The 16,830-nt window shown below is 46.7% G+C and carries 14 protein-coding genes; all 14 read left to right on the plus strand.

What is annotated here, in order from left to right; genetic code table 11:
* Nucleotides 1-100 precede the first annotated feature (100 nt).
* The 14 genes from uppS to truB all read left to right on the plus strand — a co-directional run bounded on the left by uppS (nucleotide 101) and on the right by truB (nucleotide 16,813).
* Nucleotides 101-862: an undecaprenyl pyrophosphate synthase gene (gene uppS / locus ACFQPF_RS10945; protein ID WP_379749531.1), complete on the plus strand. Its 762-nt coding sequence runs from the start codon at nucleotides 101-103 to the stop codon at nucleotides 860-862.
* A 9-nt stretch (nucleotides 863-871) separates the two neighbouring features.
* A complete protein-coding gene (locus ACFQPF_RS10950; protein ID WP_379749533.1) occupies nucleotides 872-1,660 on the plus strand; it encodes a phosphatidate cytidylyltransferase in 789 nt (262 codons plus the stop codon).
* Between the two features lie 28 nt (nucleotides 1,661-1,688).
* Nucleotides 1,689-2,843: a 1-deoxy-D-xylulose-5-phosphate reductoisomerase gene (locus ACFQPF_RS10955; protein ID WP_379749535.1), complete on the plus strand. Its 1,155-nt coding sequence runs from the start codon at nucleotides 1,689-1,691 to the stop codon at nucleotides 2,841-2,843.
* Between the two features lie 4 nt (nucleotides 2,844-2,847).
* Entirely contained in the window at nucleotides 2,848-4,110 is a 1,263-nt protein-coding gene (gene rseP / locus ACFQPF_RS10960) for an RIP metalloprotease RseP (RefSeq protein ID WP_379749537.1), read from the plus strand.
* A 25-nt stretch (nucleotides 4,111-4,135) separates the two neighbouring features.
* A complete protein-coding gene (locus ACFQPF_RS10965; protein ID WP_379749539.1) occupies nucleotides 4,136-5,851 on the plus strand; it encodes a proline--tRNA ligase in 1,716 nt (571 codons plus the stop codon).
* Between the two features lie 235 nt (nucleotides 5,852-6,086).
* Nucleotides 6,087-10,382 (plus strand): PolC-type DNA polymerase III, encoded by a 4,296-nt coding sequence (locus ACFQPF_RS10970; RefSeq protein WP_379749541.1) that lies wholly within the window; start codon nucleotides 6,087-6,089, stop codon nucleotides 10,380-10,382.
* Nucleotides 10,383-10,531: 149 nt separating this feature from the next.
* The gene (rimP, locus tag ACFQPF_RS10975; RefSeq protein ID WP_379749543.1) at nucleotides 10,532-11,002 is read left to right on the plus strand and encodes a ribosome maturation factor RimP; all 471 of its coding nucleotides are present in this window, start codon (nucleotides 10,532-10,534) and stop codon (nucleotides 11,000-11,002) included.
* Between the two features lie 20 nt (nucleotides 11,003-11,022).
* The gene (gene nusA / locus ACFQPF_RS10980; RefSeq protein ID WP_379749545.1) at nucleotides 11,023-12,117 is read left to right on the plus strand and encodes a transcription termination factor NusA; all 1,095 of its coding nucleotides are present in this window, start codon (nucleotides 11,023-11,025) and stop codon (nucleotides 12,115-12,117) included.
* Between the two features lie 25 nt (nucleotides 12,118-12,142).
* A complete protein-coding gene (gene rnpM / locus ACFQPF_RS10985; RefSeq protein ID WP_379749547.1) occupies nucleotides 12,143-12,409 on the plus strand; it encodes an RNase P modulator RnpM in 267 nt (88 codons plus the stop codon).
* Nucleotides 12,406-12,711 carry a YlxQ family RNA-binding protein gene (locus ACFQPF_RS10990; RefSeq protein ID WP_379749549.1) on the plus strand — a complete coding sequence of 102 codons (306 nt, stop codon included), beginning with the start codon at nucleotides 12,406-12,408 and terminating at the stop codon, nucleotides 12,709-12,711. Before rnpM ends, ACFQPF_RS10990 begins: the two co-directional genes overlap by 4 nt.
* Before the next feature lie 15 nt (nucleotides 12,712-12,726).
* Nucleotides 12,727-15,144: a translation initiation factor IF-2 gene (gene infB, locus ACFQPF_RS10995; RefSeq protein ID WP_379749551.1), complete on the plus strand. Its 2,418-nt coding sequence runs from the start codon at nucleotides 12,727-12,729 to the stop codon at nucleotides 15,142-15,144.
* 2 nt (nucleotides 15,145-15,146) lie between these two features.
* On the plus strand, nucleotides 15,147-15,425 hold the full coding sequence (locus ACFQPF_RS11000) for a DUF503 domain-containing protein (protein ID WP_379749704.1): 279 nt from the start codon (nucleotides 15,147-15,149) through the stop codon (nucleotides 15,423-15,425).
* Nucleotides 15,426-15,459: 34 nt separating this feature from the next.
* Nucleotides 15,460-15,831 carry a 30S ribosome-binding factor RbfA gene (gene rbfA / locus ACFQPF_RS11005; RefSeq protein ID WP_379749553.1) on the plus strand — a complete coding sequence of 124 codons (372 nt, stop codon included), beginning with the start codon at nucleotides 15,460-15,462 and terminating at the stop codon, nucleotides 15,829-15,831.
* 67 nt (nucleotides 15,832-15,898) lie between these two features.
* Nucleotides 15,899-16,813: a tRNA pseudouridine(55) synthase TruB gene (gene truB, locus ACFQPF_RS11010; protein ID WP_379749555.1), complete on the plus strand. Its 915-nt coding sequence runs from the start codon at nucleotides 15,899-15,901 to the stop codon at nucleotides 16,811-16,813.
* Nucleotides 16,814-16,830 lie beyond the last annotated feature (17 nt).

Genomic DNA, 16,830 nt, shown 5'->3' on the forward strand with positions numbered 1-16,830 from the left:
ATAAAAAAACCCTCTGTTATGGGGGTTTTTTTGCTAGGAGGGGATCAGTGCCTGTGCTGTGGACAAGATCCCCTGCAAGTCTTAAGATGGAGGCTTTGCCATGCTTGAAAAAATCGCTTTTTGGAAAAAAAACGCTTCAGAATCTCCTGACCTGAGCGATGGTGAAATTCCCGTACATTTGGCTATAATTATGGATGGGAACGGAAGATGGGCGAAAAAGAGAGGACTGCCGCGTTTTGCAGGGCACCATGAAGGGATGAAAACCGTCAAACGGATTGTTAAAGAAGCGAGCCGCCTTGGCATAAAAGCATTGACCCTTTATGCTTTTTCCACAGAAAACTGGAAGCGCCCACGTGAAGAAGTGGATTTTCTTATGAAACTGCCTGGTGAATTTTTAGGAAGTTTCCTTCCAGAGCTCATAGAGGAAAACGTAAAGGTTCAAATAATGGGGAAAAAAGAATTCCTGCCTGTTCATACTATAAAAGCTGTTGACGAGGCGATTGAGAAAACGAGCCGCAACACAGGGCTGATCTTGAACTTTGCCTTGAATTATGGCAGCAGAGACGAAATCACTGAAGCGGTAAAACAAGTCGCCCAAAAAGTTGAGGCCGGATTATTAAGGCCATCTGATATTACAGATGAAAGCATCGAGCGCCATCTGATGACGTTCGGCCTGCCAGAGCCGGATCTGTTAATCCGAACTAGCGGTGAGGTGCGATTGAGCAACTTCATGCTCTGGCAGCTGGCTTATACAGAATTTTGGTTTACAGATGTTTTGTGGCCCGATTTTACAGAGTCACACCTGGCAGATGCCGTCCAAAGCTTTCAGGCACGAGGCCGCAGGTATGGCGGGGTCAAATAAGGAGGACCTATGAAAGAACGAATTATAACAGGCGCCATTGCGGCAGTCCTTTTTGGAGGGCTCGTCGTTTACGGCGGATGGCCGTTTGCAGCCCTTGTCATCGGGCTTTCGCTTATCGGCATGTATGAACTTCTGAAGATGAAAAACATGCATCACGTTTCAGGAGTGAGCATTATCGGCTATGTACTGACAGCTGGGCTTGCTGTTCCCAAGGAAGTGATGGACACGATCACGCCATTTACAAAGCAGGACATGCTCGTCAGCGCAGTGTTGATTTTGCTTGTTGTAACGGTGGTCAGCAAGAACCGCCACACGTTTGATGATATCGCGTTCGTGTTGTTTGGCAGTGTATATATCGGATTCGGTTTCTATTATTTACTCGAAACAAGATTTCTTAATGATGGTCTTTATATTGTGTTTTTTATTTTATTTATGATATGGGCAGCAGACAGCGGGGCTTATTTTACAGGAAAAGCAATCGGCCGGCATAAGCTATGGCCGGTCATCTCGCCGAATAAAACGATTGAAGGAGCGCTCGGCGGAATCGCATGGAGTCTGGCGGTCGGCGCTATATGCTACGTTACGGACTTTGTTCCGTTCTCGCTTATCACAGTGCTTGCTATCGCTCTTTTTGTCGGTGTTTTCGGACAGATTGGCGATTTGGCACAGTCGGCGTTTAAGCGCATTTATGGTGTGAAGGATTCGGGAAATCTCCTCCCGGGCCATGGAGGCATTCTTGACAGACTGGACAGCGTGCTTTTTGTGATGCCGCTCGTTCATGTTCTGCACTTGTTATAATGAAAGCAAACTTTTTCGAGGTGACAGCATGAAACAAATCAGTCTGCTTGGAGCGACCGGTTCTATCGGGGAACAAACGCTGGATGTCATACGTTCTCATCCGGATGAATTCGCACTGTCTGCATTTTCTGCGGGAGTGAACATGGATAAAGCCGAACAGATCATCAAGGAATTTCAGCCGGAAATAGCAGCCGTCATCCATAAAGATGACGCTATGAAGCTGCAGCTGGCTTCTGGCAGGACGAAAGTCGTTTATGGCATTGAAGGACTCATCGAAGCAGCGGCCTATCATGAAAGCGACGTACTCGTGAATGCGGTCATGGGAAGTGTTGGGCTGGTTCCTACGCTGCAAGCCATTAAAGAAGGCAAAAGGATCGCTCTTGCGAATAAAGAAACACTTGTTACGGCAGGTCATATCGTGATGAAAGAAGCGGAAAAGCAAGGAGTATCCATCCTGCCTGTGGACTCTGAGCATTCTGCCATCTTTCAATGCTTGAACGGAGAAGACGCTAAAGAAGCAGAGCGGCTGATTCTGACAGCTTCTGGAGGAAGTTTCAGAGACCGTACCCGGGATGAGCTGAAAGGCGTGACTGTAGATGAAGCGCTGAATCACCCAAACTGGTCGATGGGCGCAAAAATTACCATCGATTCTGCCACGATGATGAACAAAGGGTTAGAAGTCATCGAAGCGCATTGGCTATTTTCTTTTGACTATACTAAAATAGACGTCATCTTACATAAGGAGAGCATCATACACTCTATGGTAGAGTTCAAGGATACAAGCGTCATCGCCCATCTTGGACAGCCTGATATGCGGGTGCCGATACAGTATGCGCTCTCCTACCCTAAAAGACTTGAACATACAAGAGGCTCACGGTTAAACTTATGGGAGAATGGCAAGCTTCATTTTCAGCAAATGGATCTCGAGCGTTTTAGATGCCTGGATTTTGCGTATACTGCTGGCAAAATGGGCGGAACGATGCCGTCTGTCTTAAACGCAGCGAATGAGACAGCAGTCGACGCTTTCTTGCAAAGACGCATCTCATTTCTGGAGATTGAAGACTTGATCCATGAAACCATGCAGGCACATGAGATTGCATCCGCCCCTGTACTTGAAGAGCTTCAGGAAGCAGACCGCTGGGCGCGGTCGTATGTCCTATCATTATTAAACAAAGGCAGGTAATGAAATGAACACTGTGATTGCGATCGTCATCATATTAGGTGCTTTAATTTTTTTCCACGAGCTTGGACATCTTCTTTTGGCGAAAAGAGCAGGTATTCTATGCAGAGAATTTGCGATCGGCTTCGGGCCGAAAATATTTGCTTTTAAAAAAGGCGAGACGGTCTACACAATCCGCCTGCTCCCGCTTGGGGGCTTTGTCCGTATGGCAGGAGAGGACCCGGAAGGAATTGAACTGAAGGCGGGCCAGCGAATCGGATTAATTTTTAATGAAAAAGATGAGGCTGTGAAGCTGATCGTCAATCATAAAGATAAATATCCTGTGCAAAAAATGATCACGGTTGAAAGGGCGGACCTTGACCACGAGCTGTTTGTGGAAGGCTATGAAGACCAGGATGCTCCGCTTGTTAGATATGCTGTAAAAGAAGATGCCGCATATGTTGCGGATCATCAAGAAATGCAGATCGCACCATATAACCGCCAATTTGGAAGCAAGACGATCATGCAGCGCGTCATGGCGATCTTCGCGGGACCTCTTGCCAACTTTTTGCTTGCGTTTGTAATTCTTGTGGCTTTTTCTCTTATGCAGGGAATCCCATCAAACGAGTCAAGGCTAGGTGAGCTGGCAAAAGGGGAAGCGGCACAAAAAGCCGGTCTAAAGGAGAACGACAAAATCGTATCCGTTGACGGAGAGCGAGTTTCAAGCTGGAAGGAACTTGTTAGTGTCATACAAGACAACCCTGGTGAATCACTGGAGTTTGAAATCGTTCGCAACGGTGAAAGAGAAAATGTACAAGTGAAGCTTGGCGAACGGGAAGGGGCCGGCGGGAAATCAGAAGGATTTATCGGTGCCCATCCTTACACAGAATTTTCTGTGCTTGGTTCGGTGGAATATGGAGCAAAACAGACTTGGTTTATGACAAAAGCGATATTTACTGGCCTTGGCCAGCTCGTGACAGGGCAGCACGGAATCGATCAGCTGTCCGGCCCTCTTGGCATCTATGACTATACGGATAAAGCAGCGAAAGCCGGCGTATACATGCTGCTGCAATGGGCTGCGATCCTTTCGATCAATCTGGGAATATTTAACCTCCTTCCACTGCCGGCACTCGATGGAGGCCGCCTGCTGTTCTTAGGTTTTGAAGCACTTCGCGGCAAGCCTGTAGACCCGCAGAAGGAAGGGCTGGTCCATTTTATCGGATTTGCGTTCTTAATGCTGTTAATGCTCGTTGTGACATGGAATGACATTCATAAAATTTTTCTTAGCTAAAAACCGGTAATAAGAGGAGAAGAAAATGAAACAAAGCCAACTATTTATGCCTACATTAAGAGAAGTTCCTTCAGATGCGGATATTAAAAGCCATCAGATGCTTTTACGAGCAGGATTCATCCGCCAAAATGCAGCGGGCATCTATTCGTTTCTGCCGCTCGGGAAAAAAGTGCTGCAGAAGGTTGAAGCGATTGTAAGAGAAGAGATGAACAATGCGGGTTCACAGGAAATGATGATGCCAGCTCTTCAGCTCGCTGATCTTTGGGAAGAGAGCGGACGCTGGCAGTCGTACGGCCCTGAGCTCATGCGCTTAAAAGACCGGCATGACCGGGACTTCGCACTAGGTGCGACACATGAGGAAGTGATCACGAGCATCATCCGTGACGAGATCAAGTCATATAAGAAGCTTCCATTAAACGTTTATCAGATTCAGACGAAGTTTCGTGACGAAAAAAGACCTCGTTTCGGCCTCCTGCGCGGACGAGAGTTCATCATGAAGGATGCTTATTCTTTCCATCATACACAAGAAAGCTTGGATCACACATACGAAACAATGAAGTCGGCCTACAGCGCGATCTTTTCGAGACTAGGACTGAATTTCAGGTCCGTTCTTGCTGATTCAGGATCCATTGGCGGCAAAGATAACCATGAATTCATGGTGCTTTCTGAGATCGGGGAAGACTGGATCGCATACAGCTCAGAATCAGATTTTGCAGCGAACATCGAGATGGCTCCGGTGCACGATACGTACACAATGCCAGAAGGTGAAGAGCTATCCTTTGAGCCTGTTGATACGGGAGATGCCAGAACGATTGCAGAAGTTGCAGCGAAGCTTGAGTGCAGTGAGGATACGATCATCAAGTCCCTCCTTTTTATCGCAGACGGAGTACCCGTACTCGTTCTTGTAAGAGGGGATCACGAAGTTAATGAAATCAAACTGAAGAACGTACTTGGCGCTGACGATCTTGCCCTCGCTTCAGAGCAGGAAACATTGAAAGTGATGGGAACAGCACCAGGAACAATCGGACCTGTGAACATCAGCAGCGAGATTCGTGTGATTGCTGATCATGCTGTGAAATATGTAAAGAACGGCATATGCGGTGCAAACGAAGAAAGTACGCATCTGAAAAATGTGAATATGGGCCGCGATGCTTCAGTAGAGCGTTATGAAGATATACGGTTTATTAAAGAAGGAGATCCATCACCGGACGGTAAAGGAATCATACAGTTCGCAAAAGGGATTGAAGTCGGTCATGTGTTCAAGCTTGGAAAAGTATACAGTGAACCGATGAAAGCAGAATTCCTTGATGAGAACGGAAAGAATCAGACGATGATCATGGGCTGCTATGGGATCGGAGTATCTCGTACTCTCGCAGCAGTAGCAGAAGAGAACAACGATGAAAAAGGCTTGATCTGGCCTTTAGCGTTAGCACCTTTTGATGTTCATGTGATCGCAGTCAACAGCAAGAACACAGAGCAGGCAGAAGCGGCAGATGCCCTTTACAGCCAATTGAAAGAAGCAGGATACGACTGTCTGTACGATGACCGTCCAGAACGAGCAGGTGTGAAATTTGCCGATGCTGATCTGATCGGTGTACCACTTCGCGTGATGGCTGGTAAAAAAGCAGGCGAAGGCATTGTCGAGCTTAAAGTCCGCAAAACGGGAGAATCTTATGAACTGCCGATCAGCGAAGTGCTGCAGGCAGTCAAGAAAGAACTGCAGCTGCTGGCTGGAAAATGATTTTCCGAAAGGTGCCTTTAAAAAGGGCGCCTTTCTCTTTTTTCAAAACAAGAACATAACGTTTTAGGAGCGGCGGCCTTAGAGTCAGTTTAAACGTTTACGATAAAAATACTAGGCAGCTATCTCTGCACAATTAAAAAGAAGTCACAGACAAGTTTACTCATGTATGAGAGAATAGCAGAGTCGAAAATTTCAGCCAGGTTATCTAGAGACTGGCTTACCATAGGAGGACATTATGAACGCCGAAGATCAGATCAGGCGCGAACGGTTTCAGCTTCTGCTGGACCAGATTGCCCTTCCGGATGAAATGAGGAACGCTTTTTCTACGGGCAGCATTAAGAAGCTGACCATCAATAAACAGTCAAGAAACTGGCATTTTCAGTTTTCGCTTGAAAGGATACCTTCTGCAGAATGTCATGGCGTCTTCGCGGCCAGGCTTTCAGAAGCGTTCAGCCATATTGCCACTGTTTCTTTTGATTTTCATAGTGAAACAGTGAGTTCGCTGGAATTGATAAAAGAGTACTGGTCTTTATGCAGTGCGCGTGTCAAACACTCAGCGTCGCAAAGTGTCATTCCTCTTCTGGAGATGAAGGAGCCTGCTTTTGAAGGGCGCCGCATCACGATAAAAGTACGAAACGAAGCGGAGCAGAACCTTTTCAGCCGAAAGCTTGCTCCATTGCTGCAGAAGGAATTCAGCATTTGCGGCATACGAGACGTGACGCTTTCAACAGATATCGAACATAACGAAGAGGATTATCAGCGTTTTGTAGAGCAGAAGAAACAAGAAGACGCGGATAAGATTATGCAAGCGCTCGTCGAAAAGGAAAAATCTAAAAAAGGTGACGAGACCGCAGCAAGAAGCGATATCATGATTGGGTATTCGATCAAAGACGAGCCGGTGCAGATTTCCTCCATTTATGACGAAGAACGGAAAATCACGATTCAAGGGTATGTGTTTGATGCTGAAACACGTGAACTTAGAAGCGGAAGGACACTGCTTACATTCAAGATAACGGATTATACCGATTCCATACTTGTCAAGATTTTCTCAAGAGACAAAGAAGATGTACCGATCTTAAACGCCATCCAAAAAGGAAAATGGCTGAAAGTGAGAGGCGGCATCCAAAACGACACGTTCGTGCGGGACCTGGTGATGATCGCCAATGATATTAATGAGATCACGCCAGAGACGAGAAAAGACAGAGGGGAAGAAGGACGTAAGCGTGTCGAACTTCACCTTCACACACCGATGAGCCAGATGGATGCTGTGTCTTCAGCCGCTTCGCTTGTTTCTCAGGCGTCTAAGTGGGGACATCCAGCCGTTGCCGTCACCGATCATGCCGTCGTGCAGTCCTTCCCGGAAGCATACAGTGCGGGCAAGAAAAACAATATTAAAGTGCTTTACGGTGTAGAAGTGAACCTCGTCGATGACGGCGTTCCTATCGCCTATAACGAGGCACCGCGAAATTTGCAAGATGAAACGTATGTGGTGTTTGACGTAGAGACGACGGGCCTATCAGCTGTATACAATAAAATTATTGAACTGGCTGCCGTGAAAATACACAATGGAGAGATCATTGACCGGTTTGAGGATTTTGCCAATCCGCATGAGCCATTATCTCAAACTACGATCGAACTGACAGGCATCACAGATGATATGGTGAAGGATGCGCCTGAAATTGAAGACGTGCTGCGGCGGTTTTATGAGTGGATGGGCGATCACGTGCTCGTCGCCCATAACGCGAGCTTTGATATGGGTTTCTTAAACGAAGGATTGCGCAAGATCGGGATAGGCGAGGCGAAAAACCCGGTCGTTGATACACTTGAACTCGCCCGTTTTATCTTGCCACAGCTAAAGAACCACCGGTTGAACACGCTTTGCAAAAAGTTTGATATTGAACTTACCCAGCATCACAGAGCGATATACGATGCAGAGGCGACCGGCTATTTATTATGGAAGCTGTTAAAACTGACGTTTGAAAAAGGCGTGACACACCATGACAGGCTGAACGACAACATGGGGCAGGGAGGATATCAGCGTTCAAGACCTTCACACTGCATTCTGCTTGCTCAAACACAGACTGGTCTGAAAAACTTGTATAGACTCGTTTCAGAATCGCATATGAACTATTTTTACAGAACGCCAAGAATTCCCCGTTCGAGGCTGGCAAAACTGCGAGAAGGTCTTCTTGTCGGATCAGCTTGCGACAAAGGCGAGGTATTTGAAGGCATGATGCAGAAGGCGCCGGATGAAGTGGAGAAAATCGCTTCCTTCTATGACTACCTAGAAATCCAGCCGCCCTCCAATTATGCACACCTGATCGAACGGGAATTCATTACAGACGAACTCGCCCTTCGCGATATATTAAAAAACATCATCAAGCTGGGAGAGAAGCTTGGTAAGCCGGTTGTGGCCACAGGCAATGTCCATTACCTTGAGCCGCGTGATGCGATATACAGAAAAATACTGATCGCTTCACAAGGCGGTGCGAACCCGCTGAACAGGCAGACACTTCCGGACGTGCATTTCCGCACGACGGATGAAATGCTGGAATGCTTCTCTTTCCTCGATGATGAAACGGCCTATCAAGTCGTCGTCGAGAACACACAGCATGTTGCCTCCTTGATCGAAGACATCAAACCAATACCAGATGACCTTTACACACCAAAAATTGAAGGTGCAGATGAAGAGATCCGCAGCATGAGCTATTCAATGGCAAGAAGCATCTATGGCGACGAACTTCCGGAGATTGTGGAAAAACGTCTTGAAAAAGAGCTGAAAAGTATCATTGGCCACGGATTTGCGGTCATCTATCTAATCTCTCATAAACTAGTGAAAAAGTCGCTTATTGACGGTTATCTTGTAGGATCGCGTGGATCGGTCGGTTCGTCTTTTGTTGCTACGATGACAGAAATTACCGAAGTGAATCCGCTGCCGCCTCACTATGTTTGTCCGCAATGCAAGCAATCTGTCTTTTTTGATGATGGATCTGTAGGTTCCGGGTACGATCTGCCTGACAAGGAGTGCCATGATTGCGGAGTAAAGTATACGAAGGACGGGCAGGATATCCCGTTTGAAACGTTCCTTGGCTTCAAAGGAGACAAAGTACCTGATATCGATTTGAACTTCTCAGGCGAGTATCAGCCGCGTGCCCATAACTATACGAAAGAGCTCTTCGGGGAAGAGTATGTGTATCGGGCAGGTACGATCGGAACGGTGGCTGAGAAAACGGCGTATGGCTATGTAAAGGGATATGCGGGGGATCATAACCTCACGCTAAGAGGTGCTGAGGTAGACCGTCTTGTTTCCGGGTGTACGGGAGTAAAGCGGACAACGGGGCAGCATCCTGGAGGCATTATTGTCGTTCCTGACTATATGGATATCTATGATTTCTGCCCGGTCCAGTTCCCGGCAGATGATAAAGAATCAGAATGGAAGACGACTCATTTTGACTTCCATTCTATCCATGACAATCTTCTTAAACTCGATATACTAGGGCACGATGATCCGACCGTCATCCGGATGCTTCAGGATTTAAGCGACATTGATCCGAAAACAATACCGGCATCAGATCCTGAGGTAATGAGAATTTTCTCTGGGCCAGAAGTGCTCGGAGTGACAGAAGAACAGATTATGTGTAAAACAGGTACGCTTGGCATACCAGAGTTTGGAACTAAGTTCGTCCGGCAGATGCTCGAAGACACAAAGCCGAGCACCTTCTCTGAGCTCGTTCAGATCTCCGGACTCTCGCACGGGACCGATGTGTGGCTGAATAATGCCAACGAACTGATCGCAAACGGAACGTGTGAGCTGAAGGATGTGATTGGATGCCGAGATGACATCATGGTCTACCTCATCTATGCAGGGCTTGAGCCATCGCTTGCTTTTAAGATCATGGAAAGCGTACGTAAAGGCAAGGGACTCATTCCAGAATGGATTGAAGAAATGAAGAAGAACAATGTGCCAGACTGGTATATTGACTCGTGCACGAAAATCAAATACATGTTCCCAAAAGCCCACGCCTCAGCCTATGTTCTCATGGCTGTGAGAATCGCATATTTTAAAGTGCATCACCCGATCTTTTTCTATGCCGCTTACTTTACGGTACGTGCAGATGATTTTGATATCGGTGCGATGATTAAAGGTTCGGCAGTCATTAGAGCGCGAATCGAAGAAATTTCGGCAAAAGGGCTGGATGCTTCAACGAAAGAAAAAAATCTGCAGACAGTCCTTGAGCTTGCATTAGAGATGTGTGAAAGAGGGTTTAGTTTCCAAAAAGTCGACCTTTACCGTTCCAGTGCTTCTGAGTTTCTGGTAGAAGGCAACACGTTGATTCCGCCGTTCAATTCAATAGCGGGACTTGGGACGAACGCCGCGCTTAATATTGTAAAGGCAAGGCAGGAAGGCGAGTTTCTATCAAAAGAAGACCTTCAGCAGCGAGCGAGGCTTTCCAAGACGATCATCGAGTATTTGGATGAACAAGGCTGCTTAGAGGGGCTTCCGGAAGCCAATCAGCTCTCACTCTTCTAACTATCTCTCCGAATTGGTAAAAGTTGCAGTGTTTTTTGGTCTATGATATAGTGAAAGTGGAAACACTGTTGAATAAGTTACGGAGGAAAGAGTGGGGCAACCCGCTCTTTCCTTACGTTTACGGGATTAAAAGTGGAAGGAGGGCAGCTATGAGCCAGAAAATTACTGAACTGACTGCAGAGCTTGTCACGCCCATTGTTGCCGAAGCGGGTCTTGAACTCGTGGATGTTGAATTTCAAAAAGAAGGAAAAAATTGGTTTTTACGTGTTTTCATAGACAGTGACAAAGGCATCGACATCGAGGAATGCGGTCTAGTAAGCGAAAAGCTAAGCGAGAAGCTTGATGAGCTCGATCCGATCGAACAGCCTTATTTTCTTGAAGTATCATCTCCAGGTGTTGAGCGCCCGCTAAAAAAACCGGAAGATGTAACGAAGGCGATCGGCAAGAATGTCCATATGAAATTATATGAATCAATCAACGGTGAAAAAGCGTTTGAAGGGTTATTGAAGGATTTCGACGGAGAAACCGTTACGCTGGAGATAAAAGTGAAAACAGCGGTTAGAAAAGTACAGTTTCCATACAGCAAAGTGGCCAGTGCTAGGCTTGCTGTTGTTTTTTAATTGAAGAGGGGAGCAGAAAAATGAGTACCGAGTTATTGGATGCGTTAACGCTTTTGGAGAAAGAAAAAGGAATCAGCAAGGAAATTTTAATCGATGCGATTGAAGCCGCCCTGATCTCTGCTTATAAAAGAAACTTTCACCAGGCGCAGAACGTAAGAGTAGATTTTAACAGAGACACGGGCAGCATCCGTGTTTTTGCCCGTAAAAACATCGTAGAAGATGTGGAAAATCCGCGAGAGGAAATTTCGCTTTCAGAAGCACAAGCGATCAATCCGGGCTATGAGCTTGAAGATGTGCTTGAACTTGAAGTGACGCCGAGAGAATTCGGCCGCATCGCAGCGCAGACAGCCAAGCAGGTCGTCACTCAGCGTGTAAGAGAAGCGGAGCGCGGAATCATTTTTTCTGAGTTCATTGACCGTGAAGAAGATATTATTACTGGCCTTGTACAGCGTCAGGACCCGCGCTATATCTATGTGAGCTTAGGCCGGGTAGAAGCGCTTCTGCCGGCTGCCGAACAGATGGCTGGAGAGACATACAGAACGAACGACCGAATCAAAGTTTACATCACGAAGGTCGAGAAGACGACAAAAGGCCCGCAAATTCTGGTGTCACGCACTCATCCAGGTCTTTTAAAGCGCTTATTTGAGCTTGAAGTTCCGGAAATTTATGATGGTACGGTTGAGGTCAAGAGCATCGCCCGTGAAGCGGGAGACCGTTCCAAGATCGCCGTTCATGCCCAAAATCCCGAGATTGACCCTGTAGGTTCATGTGTTGGCCAAAAAGGTGCGCGTGTACAGACGATCGTAAATGAGCTGAACGGAGAAAAGATTGACATTGTCCGCTGGTCAGAAGATCCAGTCATTTATGTGGCAAACGCGCTATCCCCTGCCAAAGTGCTTGAGGTGCAGGTGAACGAAGAAGAAAAGATGACGACAGTAATCGTCCCAGATTATCAGCTGTCACTTGCCATCGGAAAACGCGGTCAGAACGCGAGGCTAGCAGCGAAGCTTACTGGCTGGAAGATCGACATTAAGAGTGAGACTGAGGCAGTAGAAGCAGGCGTTTATACACCGTCTGACGAAGAAAATTACATCGGTGATAGCTCTAACGAATAAAACAAAGTGAAAAAGGAGTGAGACGATGAAGACGCGGAAAATTCCAATGAGAAAATGTGTCGCATGCCAGGAAATGAAGCAAAAAAAAGAGTTAGTCCGTATCGTCCGCTCTCCAGAAGGTGAACTATCGATCGACCTGACCGGGAAAAAGTCCGGAAGAGGGGCATATCTTTGCCACACAGAAGAATGCATTGAACTGGCAAAAAAGAAAAACACGCTCAAGAATCATTTGAAATCACAAGTTTCTACAGAGATTTACGAAGAGCTGCTAAAAGGGGCAATTAAAGAGTGAAAGCAGGCAAATGGGAAAACCTCTTAGGCCTCGCTACCCGCGCAGGCAAAGTAATATCAGGTGAAGAACTCGTCGTAAAAGCCATCCAGAAAAACACAGCAAAACTAGTTCTTATCTCAGAGGACGCCTCGGAAAACACAAAGAAAAAAGTGACCGATAAATGCAAATTTTATCAAGTCGAATGGCAATGGATACCGGACAGGATTACATTAGGGAATGCCATCGGAAAAGAGCAGCGGGTTGTCGCTGCTGTCAGCGATCAAGGATTCTCTCGGAAACTGAAGGAGCTCCTTGATCATTAACTCGGGGGTGAACAGATGAGTAAAAAACGTGTATATGAATATGCCAAAGAGAAAAATGTTCAAAGCAAGGATATTATCGATAAGCTAAAAAAGATGAACGTAGAAGTCTCCAATCATATGTCCATGATTGATGAAGATGCAATAAAAAAGCTGAATGAAGCATTCAGCCCGAAACAGCCGATAGGCCAACTGGACAAAACCAACACGAAGGAACGTAAAAAAGAAAATACAATGAAAATTAAAAAAGACGAAACACCTCAAAAACAAAACAATAGCCAAAACAGCAGCAGTTCTGCTGGTACTCAGAACCGAAACAATCATGCAAAAAGCGGGAGTGCGCCAAACAGCAGCCGTCCGCAATCAGCAGGACAAAACAGGAACGCAGGACCAAGCCGTCCAGGCCAGGCTAGCGGCCAGAGCAGCAGCTCAAACCAAAACCGCGGCAATCAAAACAGCAGCGGTACAGGCCAAAACCGCAGCAGCCAAGGCGGAGGAGCGAATAACAATAATTCCGGTCCAAACCGCAACAGCCGCGGAGGCGGGTTCGGCGGGCAAAACCGTGGAAACAACAATCAAAACCGTGGTGGCGGGAACAACCGCGGAGGCGGCAACAGCCGCGGCGGCCAGCGTAACCGCGGCGGCAGCAATCAGCCTCCTGCTCCTAAGCAGGTAGCGACTACACCATCTAAAATAACGTTTGTTGACACGCTTCAAGTCGGTGAACTGGCAAGAAAGCTGAGAAAAGAGACGTCTGAGATCATCAAGAAGCTGATGTCCCTCGGCATCATGGCGACGATCAACCAAGAGCTCGATAAAGATGCGATTGAACTCGTTGCAGCCGAATTCGGTGTAGAAGTAGAAGAAGAAATTCTAGTTGATGAAACCGTATTTGAAACGTATGAAGTACAAGACGATGAAAAAGATCTTCAAGTAAGACCGCCAGTCGTCACGATCATGGGTCACGTTGACCATGGTAAAACGACTTTGCTTGATTCCATCCGTAACACTAAAGTTACGGCTGGCGAAGCAGGCGGAATCACGCAGCATATCGGAGCGTACCAGATTGAGTATAACGGAAAGAAAATTTCATTCTTGGATACTCCAGGACACGCAGCGTTCACAACCATGCGTGCCCGCGGTGCGCAGGTAACGGACATCACGATCCTTGTTGTTGCAGCAGATGATGGCGTCATGCCGCAGACGGTTGAAGCGATCAACCATGCTAAAGCGGCTGAAGTGCCGATCATTGTTGCCGTCAACAAAATGGATAAAGAAGCCGCGAACCCTGACCGTGTTATGCAGGAGCTGACGGAGCATGGCCTTGTTTCCGAAGCTTGGGGCGGAGATACCATTTTCGTCAACGTATCCGCGCTTAAAGGCGAAGGAATCGACGACTTGCTTGAAATGATCCAGCTCGTTTCAGAAGTAGAAGAATTAAAAGCGAACCCGAACCGTTCTGCTGCTGGATCTGTTATCGAAGCACAGCTTGATAAAGGAAGAGGCCCGGTTGCGACCCTTCTTGTACAGAACGGTACATTGAAAGTGGGAGATTCCATTGTTGTCGGCCACACATACGGCCGCGTGCGTGCGATGGTAAACGACCTTGGACGCCGCGTCAAAACTGCCGGACCTTCAACACCTGTTGAGATTACCGGCTTGAACGATGTTCCTCAAGCGGGAGACCAGTTCATGGTGTTTACCGATGAAAAGAAAGCACGACAGGTTGGTGAAGCACGCTTCAACAAGCATCAAGAAGCGATGAGAAAAGAATCATCCAAGTTAAACCTTGATGATCTTTTCAGCCAGATCCAAGAAGGCGATATGAAAGAGATCAACGTGATCATTAAAGGTGACGTTCAAGGATCGGTGGAAGCTCTTGCCGGCTCGTTGAACAAAATCGACGTTTCTGGTGTAAAAGTAAAAATCATTCATACAGGTGTAGGAGCGATCACAGAATCAGACATCATCCTGGCATCGGCATCGAATGCCATTATGATTGGATTTAACGTGCGCCCTGATAACAACGCGAAACGTACGGCGGAAGTCGAAAAAGTAGACGTTCGACTTCACCGCATCATCTATAACGTGATCGAGGAAATCGAGTCAGCTATGAAAGGCATGCTCGACCCTGTATTCCAGGAAAAAGTGATCGGGCAGGTCGATGTGCGTACTACGTTTAAAGTTTCCAAAGTTGGAACGATCGCTGGCTGTTACGTCACAGAAGGTAAAGTAACGCGTGATTCAACAGTTCGCCTTATCCGCGACGGAATTGTCATTTATGAAGGCAAGATCGATGCTCTGAAGCGCTTTAAGGATGATGCGAAGGAAGTGGCTCAAGGGTACGAGTGCGGTATCACGCTCGAGAAGTTTAACGACCTTAAAGAAGGCGACGTAATCGAAGCCTACATCATGGAAGAAATCGAGCGTAAATAATGATGATCCATTCCGTGATCATCGAATGCCATATTTATGAATCCCATTCTTTAAAGGAAAAAAGATCGGTGATCAAAAAAGTGGTAACGCGGCTCAGACAGCAGTTTAACATCGCTACTGCTGAGCTTGATTACCAGGATTTATGGCAGCGGTCACAGATTGGATTAGTTACGATCTCTTCGGACAAAATAAAAGCAGAACAAGAACTGCAAAAAGCCATCGCCTTTGTGACGAGAATTCCTGAACTGGAAGTGACGGGAACAATTGTCGATTGGCATTAAGAGCAGCTTACAGCAAGATTCGGGGTGACAAAATATGGGTACGATCCGTTCTAACCGTGTAGGAGAACAGATGAAGAAAGAACTGACGGATATTATCGGGCGCAAGCTGAAAGATCCGCGCGTAGGTTTTGTGACGGTCACGGCTGTGGAGGTTACAGGTGATCTTCAGCAAGCGACGGTATACATCTCTGTTTTTGGAGATGAAGAGCAGCGAGCTGAGACGCTGAAGAGCCTGGCAAAAGCTACAGGCTTTATCCGGACAGAGATTGGCAGAAGAATCCGCATGCGCAAAACACCGGATATCTTCTTCAAAATTGATGAATCCATCGATTACGGAAACAAAATCGAGTCGCTTTTAACCGTCATTAAAAAAGAAGAAGAAAAAGAGAATAACAGCGAAGAATAACAGGATAGGCATAGCGTCTATCCTTTCTTCTATTCTGTGAAGATAAGAAAAAAGCAGGTGAATCATTTTGAAAGCAGAAGGAATTCTTGCGCTGGACAAACCAGCGGGAATGACGTCACATGACTGTGTCGCAAAATTAAGGAAACTGTACAAAACAAAAAAAGTTGGCCATACAGGTACGCTTGACCCAGAAGTGACGGGCGTCCTGCCGATATGCTTAGGCAGAGCAACGAAGGTCGCTGAATACATGTCTGACTATGGAAAAGAGTACATAGCAGAAGTGACATTAGGAATAGCTACAGAAACCGAAGATGCTCATGGTGCCGAAGTGGCAAGGTCAGAGTGGGATAAACCGCTTCAAAGAGAAGAGCTGCTGGATGTTTTATCAGCGCTTACCGGCACGATCGAACAAGTTCCGCCGATGTACTCGGCAGTGAAAGTAAACGGCAAAAAGCTGTATGAATATGCCCGTCAAGGAATCGAAGTGGAACGTCCGAAACGGATGGTCGATATTCATGAAATAGAACTGCTGTCAGATGAAAATGAATTTCATGGACCGTTTCCATCCTTCCGTGTTCGTGTAAAATGCGGAAAAGGAACATACATCCGTACACTAGCGGTCATGATCGGAGAAAGACTCGGAAGCGCTGCGCATATGTCAGAGCTCCGCAGGACAGCTTCAGGTCCGTTCACTGAAGAAGATTGTGTAACCTTCTCCGAGATTGAAGCAGCTATACTCGACGAAAAAGCGGAGAGTTTACTGCTTCCCCTCGAAAAAGGAATTTCACACTTTGAAAGCTGGACAGCAGATCAGGTGACAGAACAGCGGATCATGAACGGTTCCGTGCTGTCAAAACCGAAAGAAATGGTACAATCGCGTGCTGCCGTTTATAATAGAGAAGGAAAATGTTTAGCCGTCTATGAGGATCATCCTTCTAAACCAGGTCTGATTAAGCCGGAAAAAGTTATCGCACAAATTTAATGAAGAAAAAATAGTAG

Origin of the sequence: Fictibacillus iocasae (assembly GCF_042665465.1) — a bacterium.
GTDB lineage: Bacteria > Bacillota > Bacilli > Bacillales > Fictibacillaceae > Fictibacillus > Fictibacillus iocasae.

Excerpts from the sequence above, each read along its gene's own strand:
- infB (WP_379749551.1), top strand. The coding sequence starts at position 12,727 with ATGAGTAAAAAACGTGTATATGAATATGCCAAAGAGAAAAATGTTCAA.
- rseP (WP_379749537.1), top strand. The coding sequence starts at position 2,848 with ATGAACACTGTGATTGCGATCGTCATCATATTAGGTGCTTTAATTTTT.
- ACFQPF_RS10970 (WP_379749541.1), top strand. The coding sequence starts at position 6,087 with ATGAACGCCGAAGATCAGATCAGGCGCGAACGGTTTCAGCTTCTGCTG.
- ACFQPF_RS10950 (WP_379749533.1), top strand. The coding sequence starts at position 872 with ATGAAAGAACGAATTATAACAGGCGCCATTGCGGCAGTCCTTTTTGGA.
- ACFQPF_RS10965 (WP_379749539.1), top strand. The coding sequence starts at position 4,136 with ATGAAACAAAGCCAACTATTTATGCCTACATTAAGAGAAGTTCCTTCA.
- uppS (WP_379749531.1), top strand. The coding sequence starts at position 101 with ATGCTTGAAAAAATCGCTTTTTGGAAAAAAAACGCTTCAGAATCTCCT.
- rnpM (WP_379749547.1), top strand. The coding sequence starts at position 12,143 with ATGAAGACGCGGAAAATTCCAATGAGAAAATGTGTCGCATGCCAGGAA.
- nusA (WP_379749545.1), top strand. The coding sequence starts at position 11,023 with ATGAGTACCGAGTTATTGGATGCGTTAACGCTTTTGGAGAAAGAAAAA.
- rbfA (WP_379749553.1), top strand. The coding sequence starts at position 15,460 with ATGGGTACGATCCGTTCTAACCGTGTAGGAGAACAGATGAAGAAAGAA.
- ACFQPF_RS11000 (WP_379749704.1), top strand. The coding sequence starts at position 15,147 with ATGATCCATTCCGTGATCATCGAATGCCATATTTATGAATCCCATTCT.
- rimP (WP_379749543.1), top strand. The coding sequence starts at position 10,532 with ATGAGCCAGAAAATTACTGAACTGACTGCAGAGCTTGTCACGCCCATT.
- ACFQPF_RS10955 (WP_379749535.1), top strand. The coding sequence starts at position 1,689 with ATGAAACAAATCAGTCTGCTTGGAGCGACCGGTTCTATCGGGGAACAA.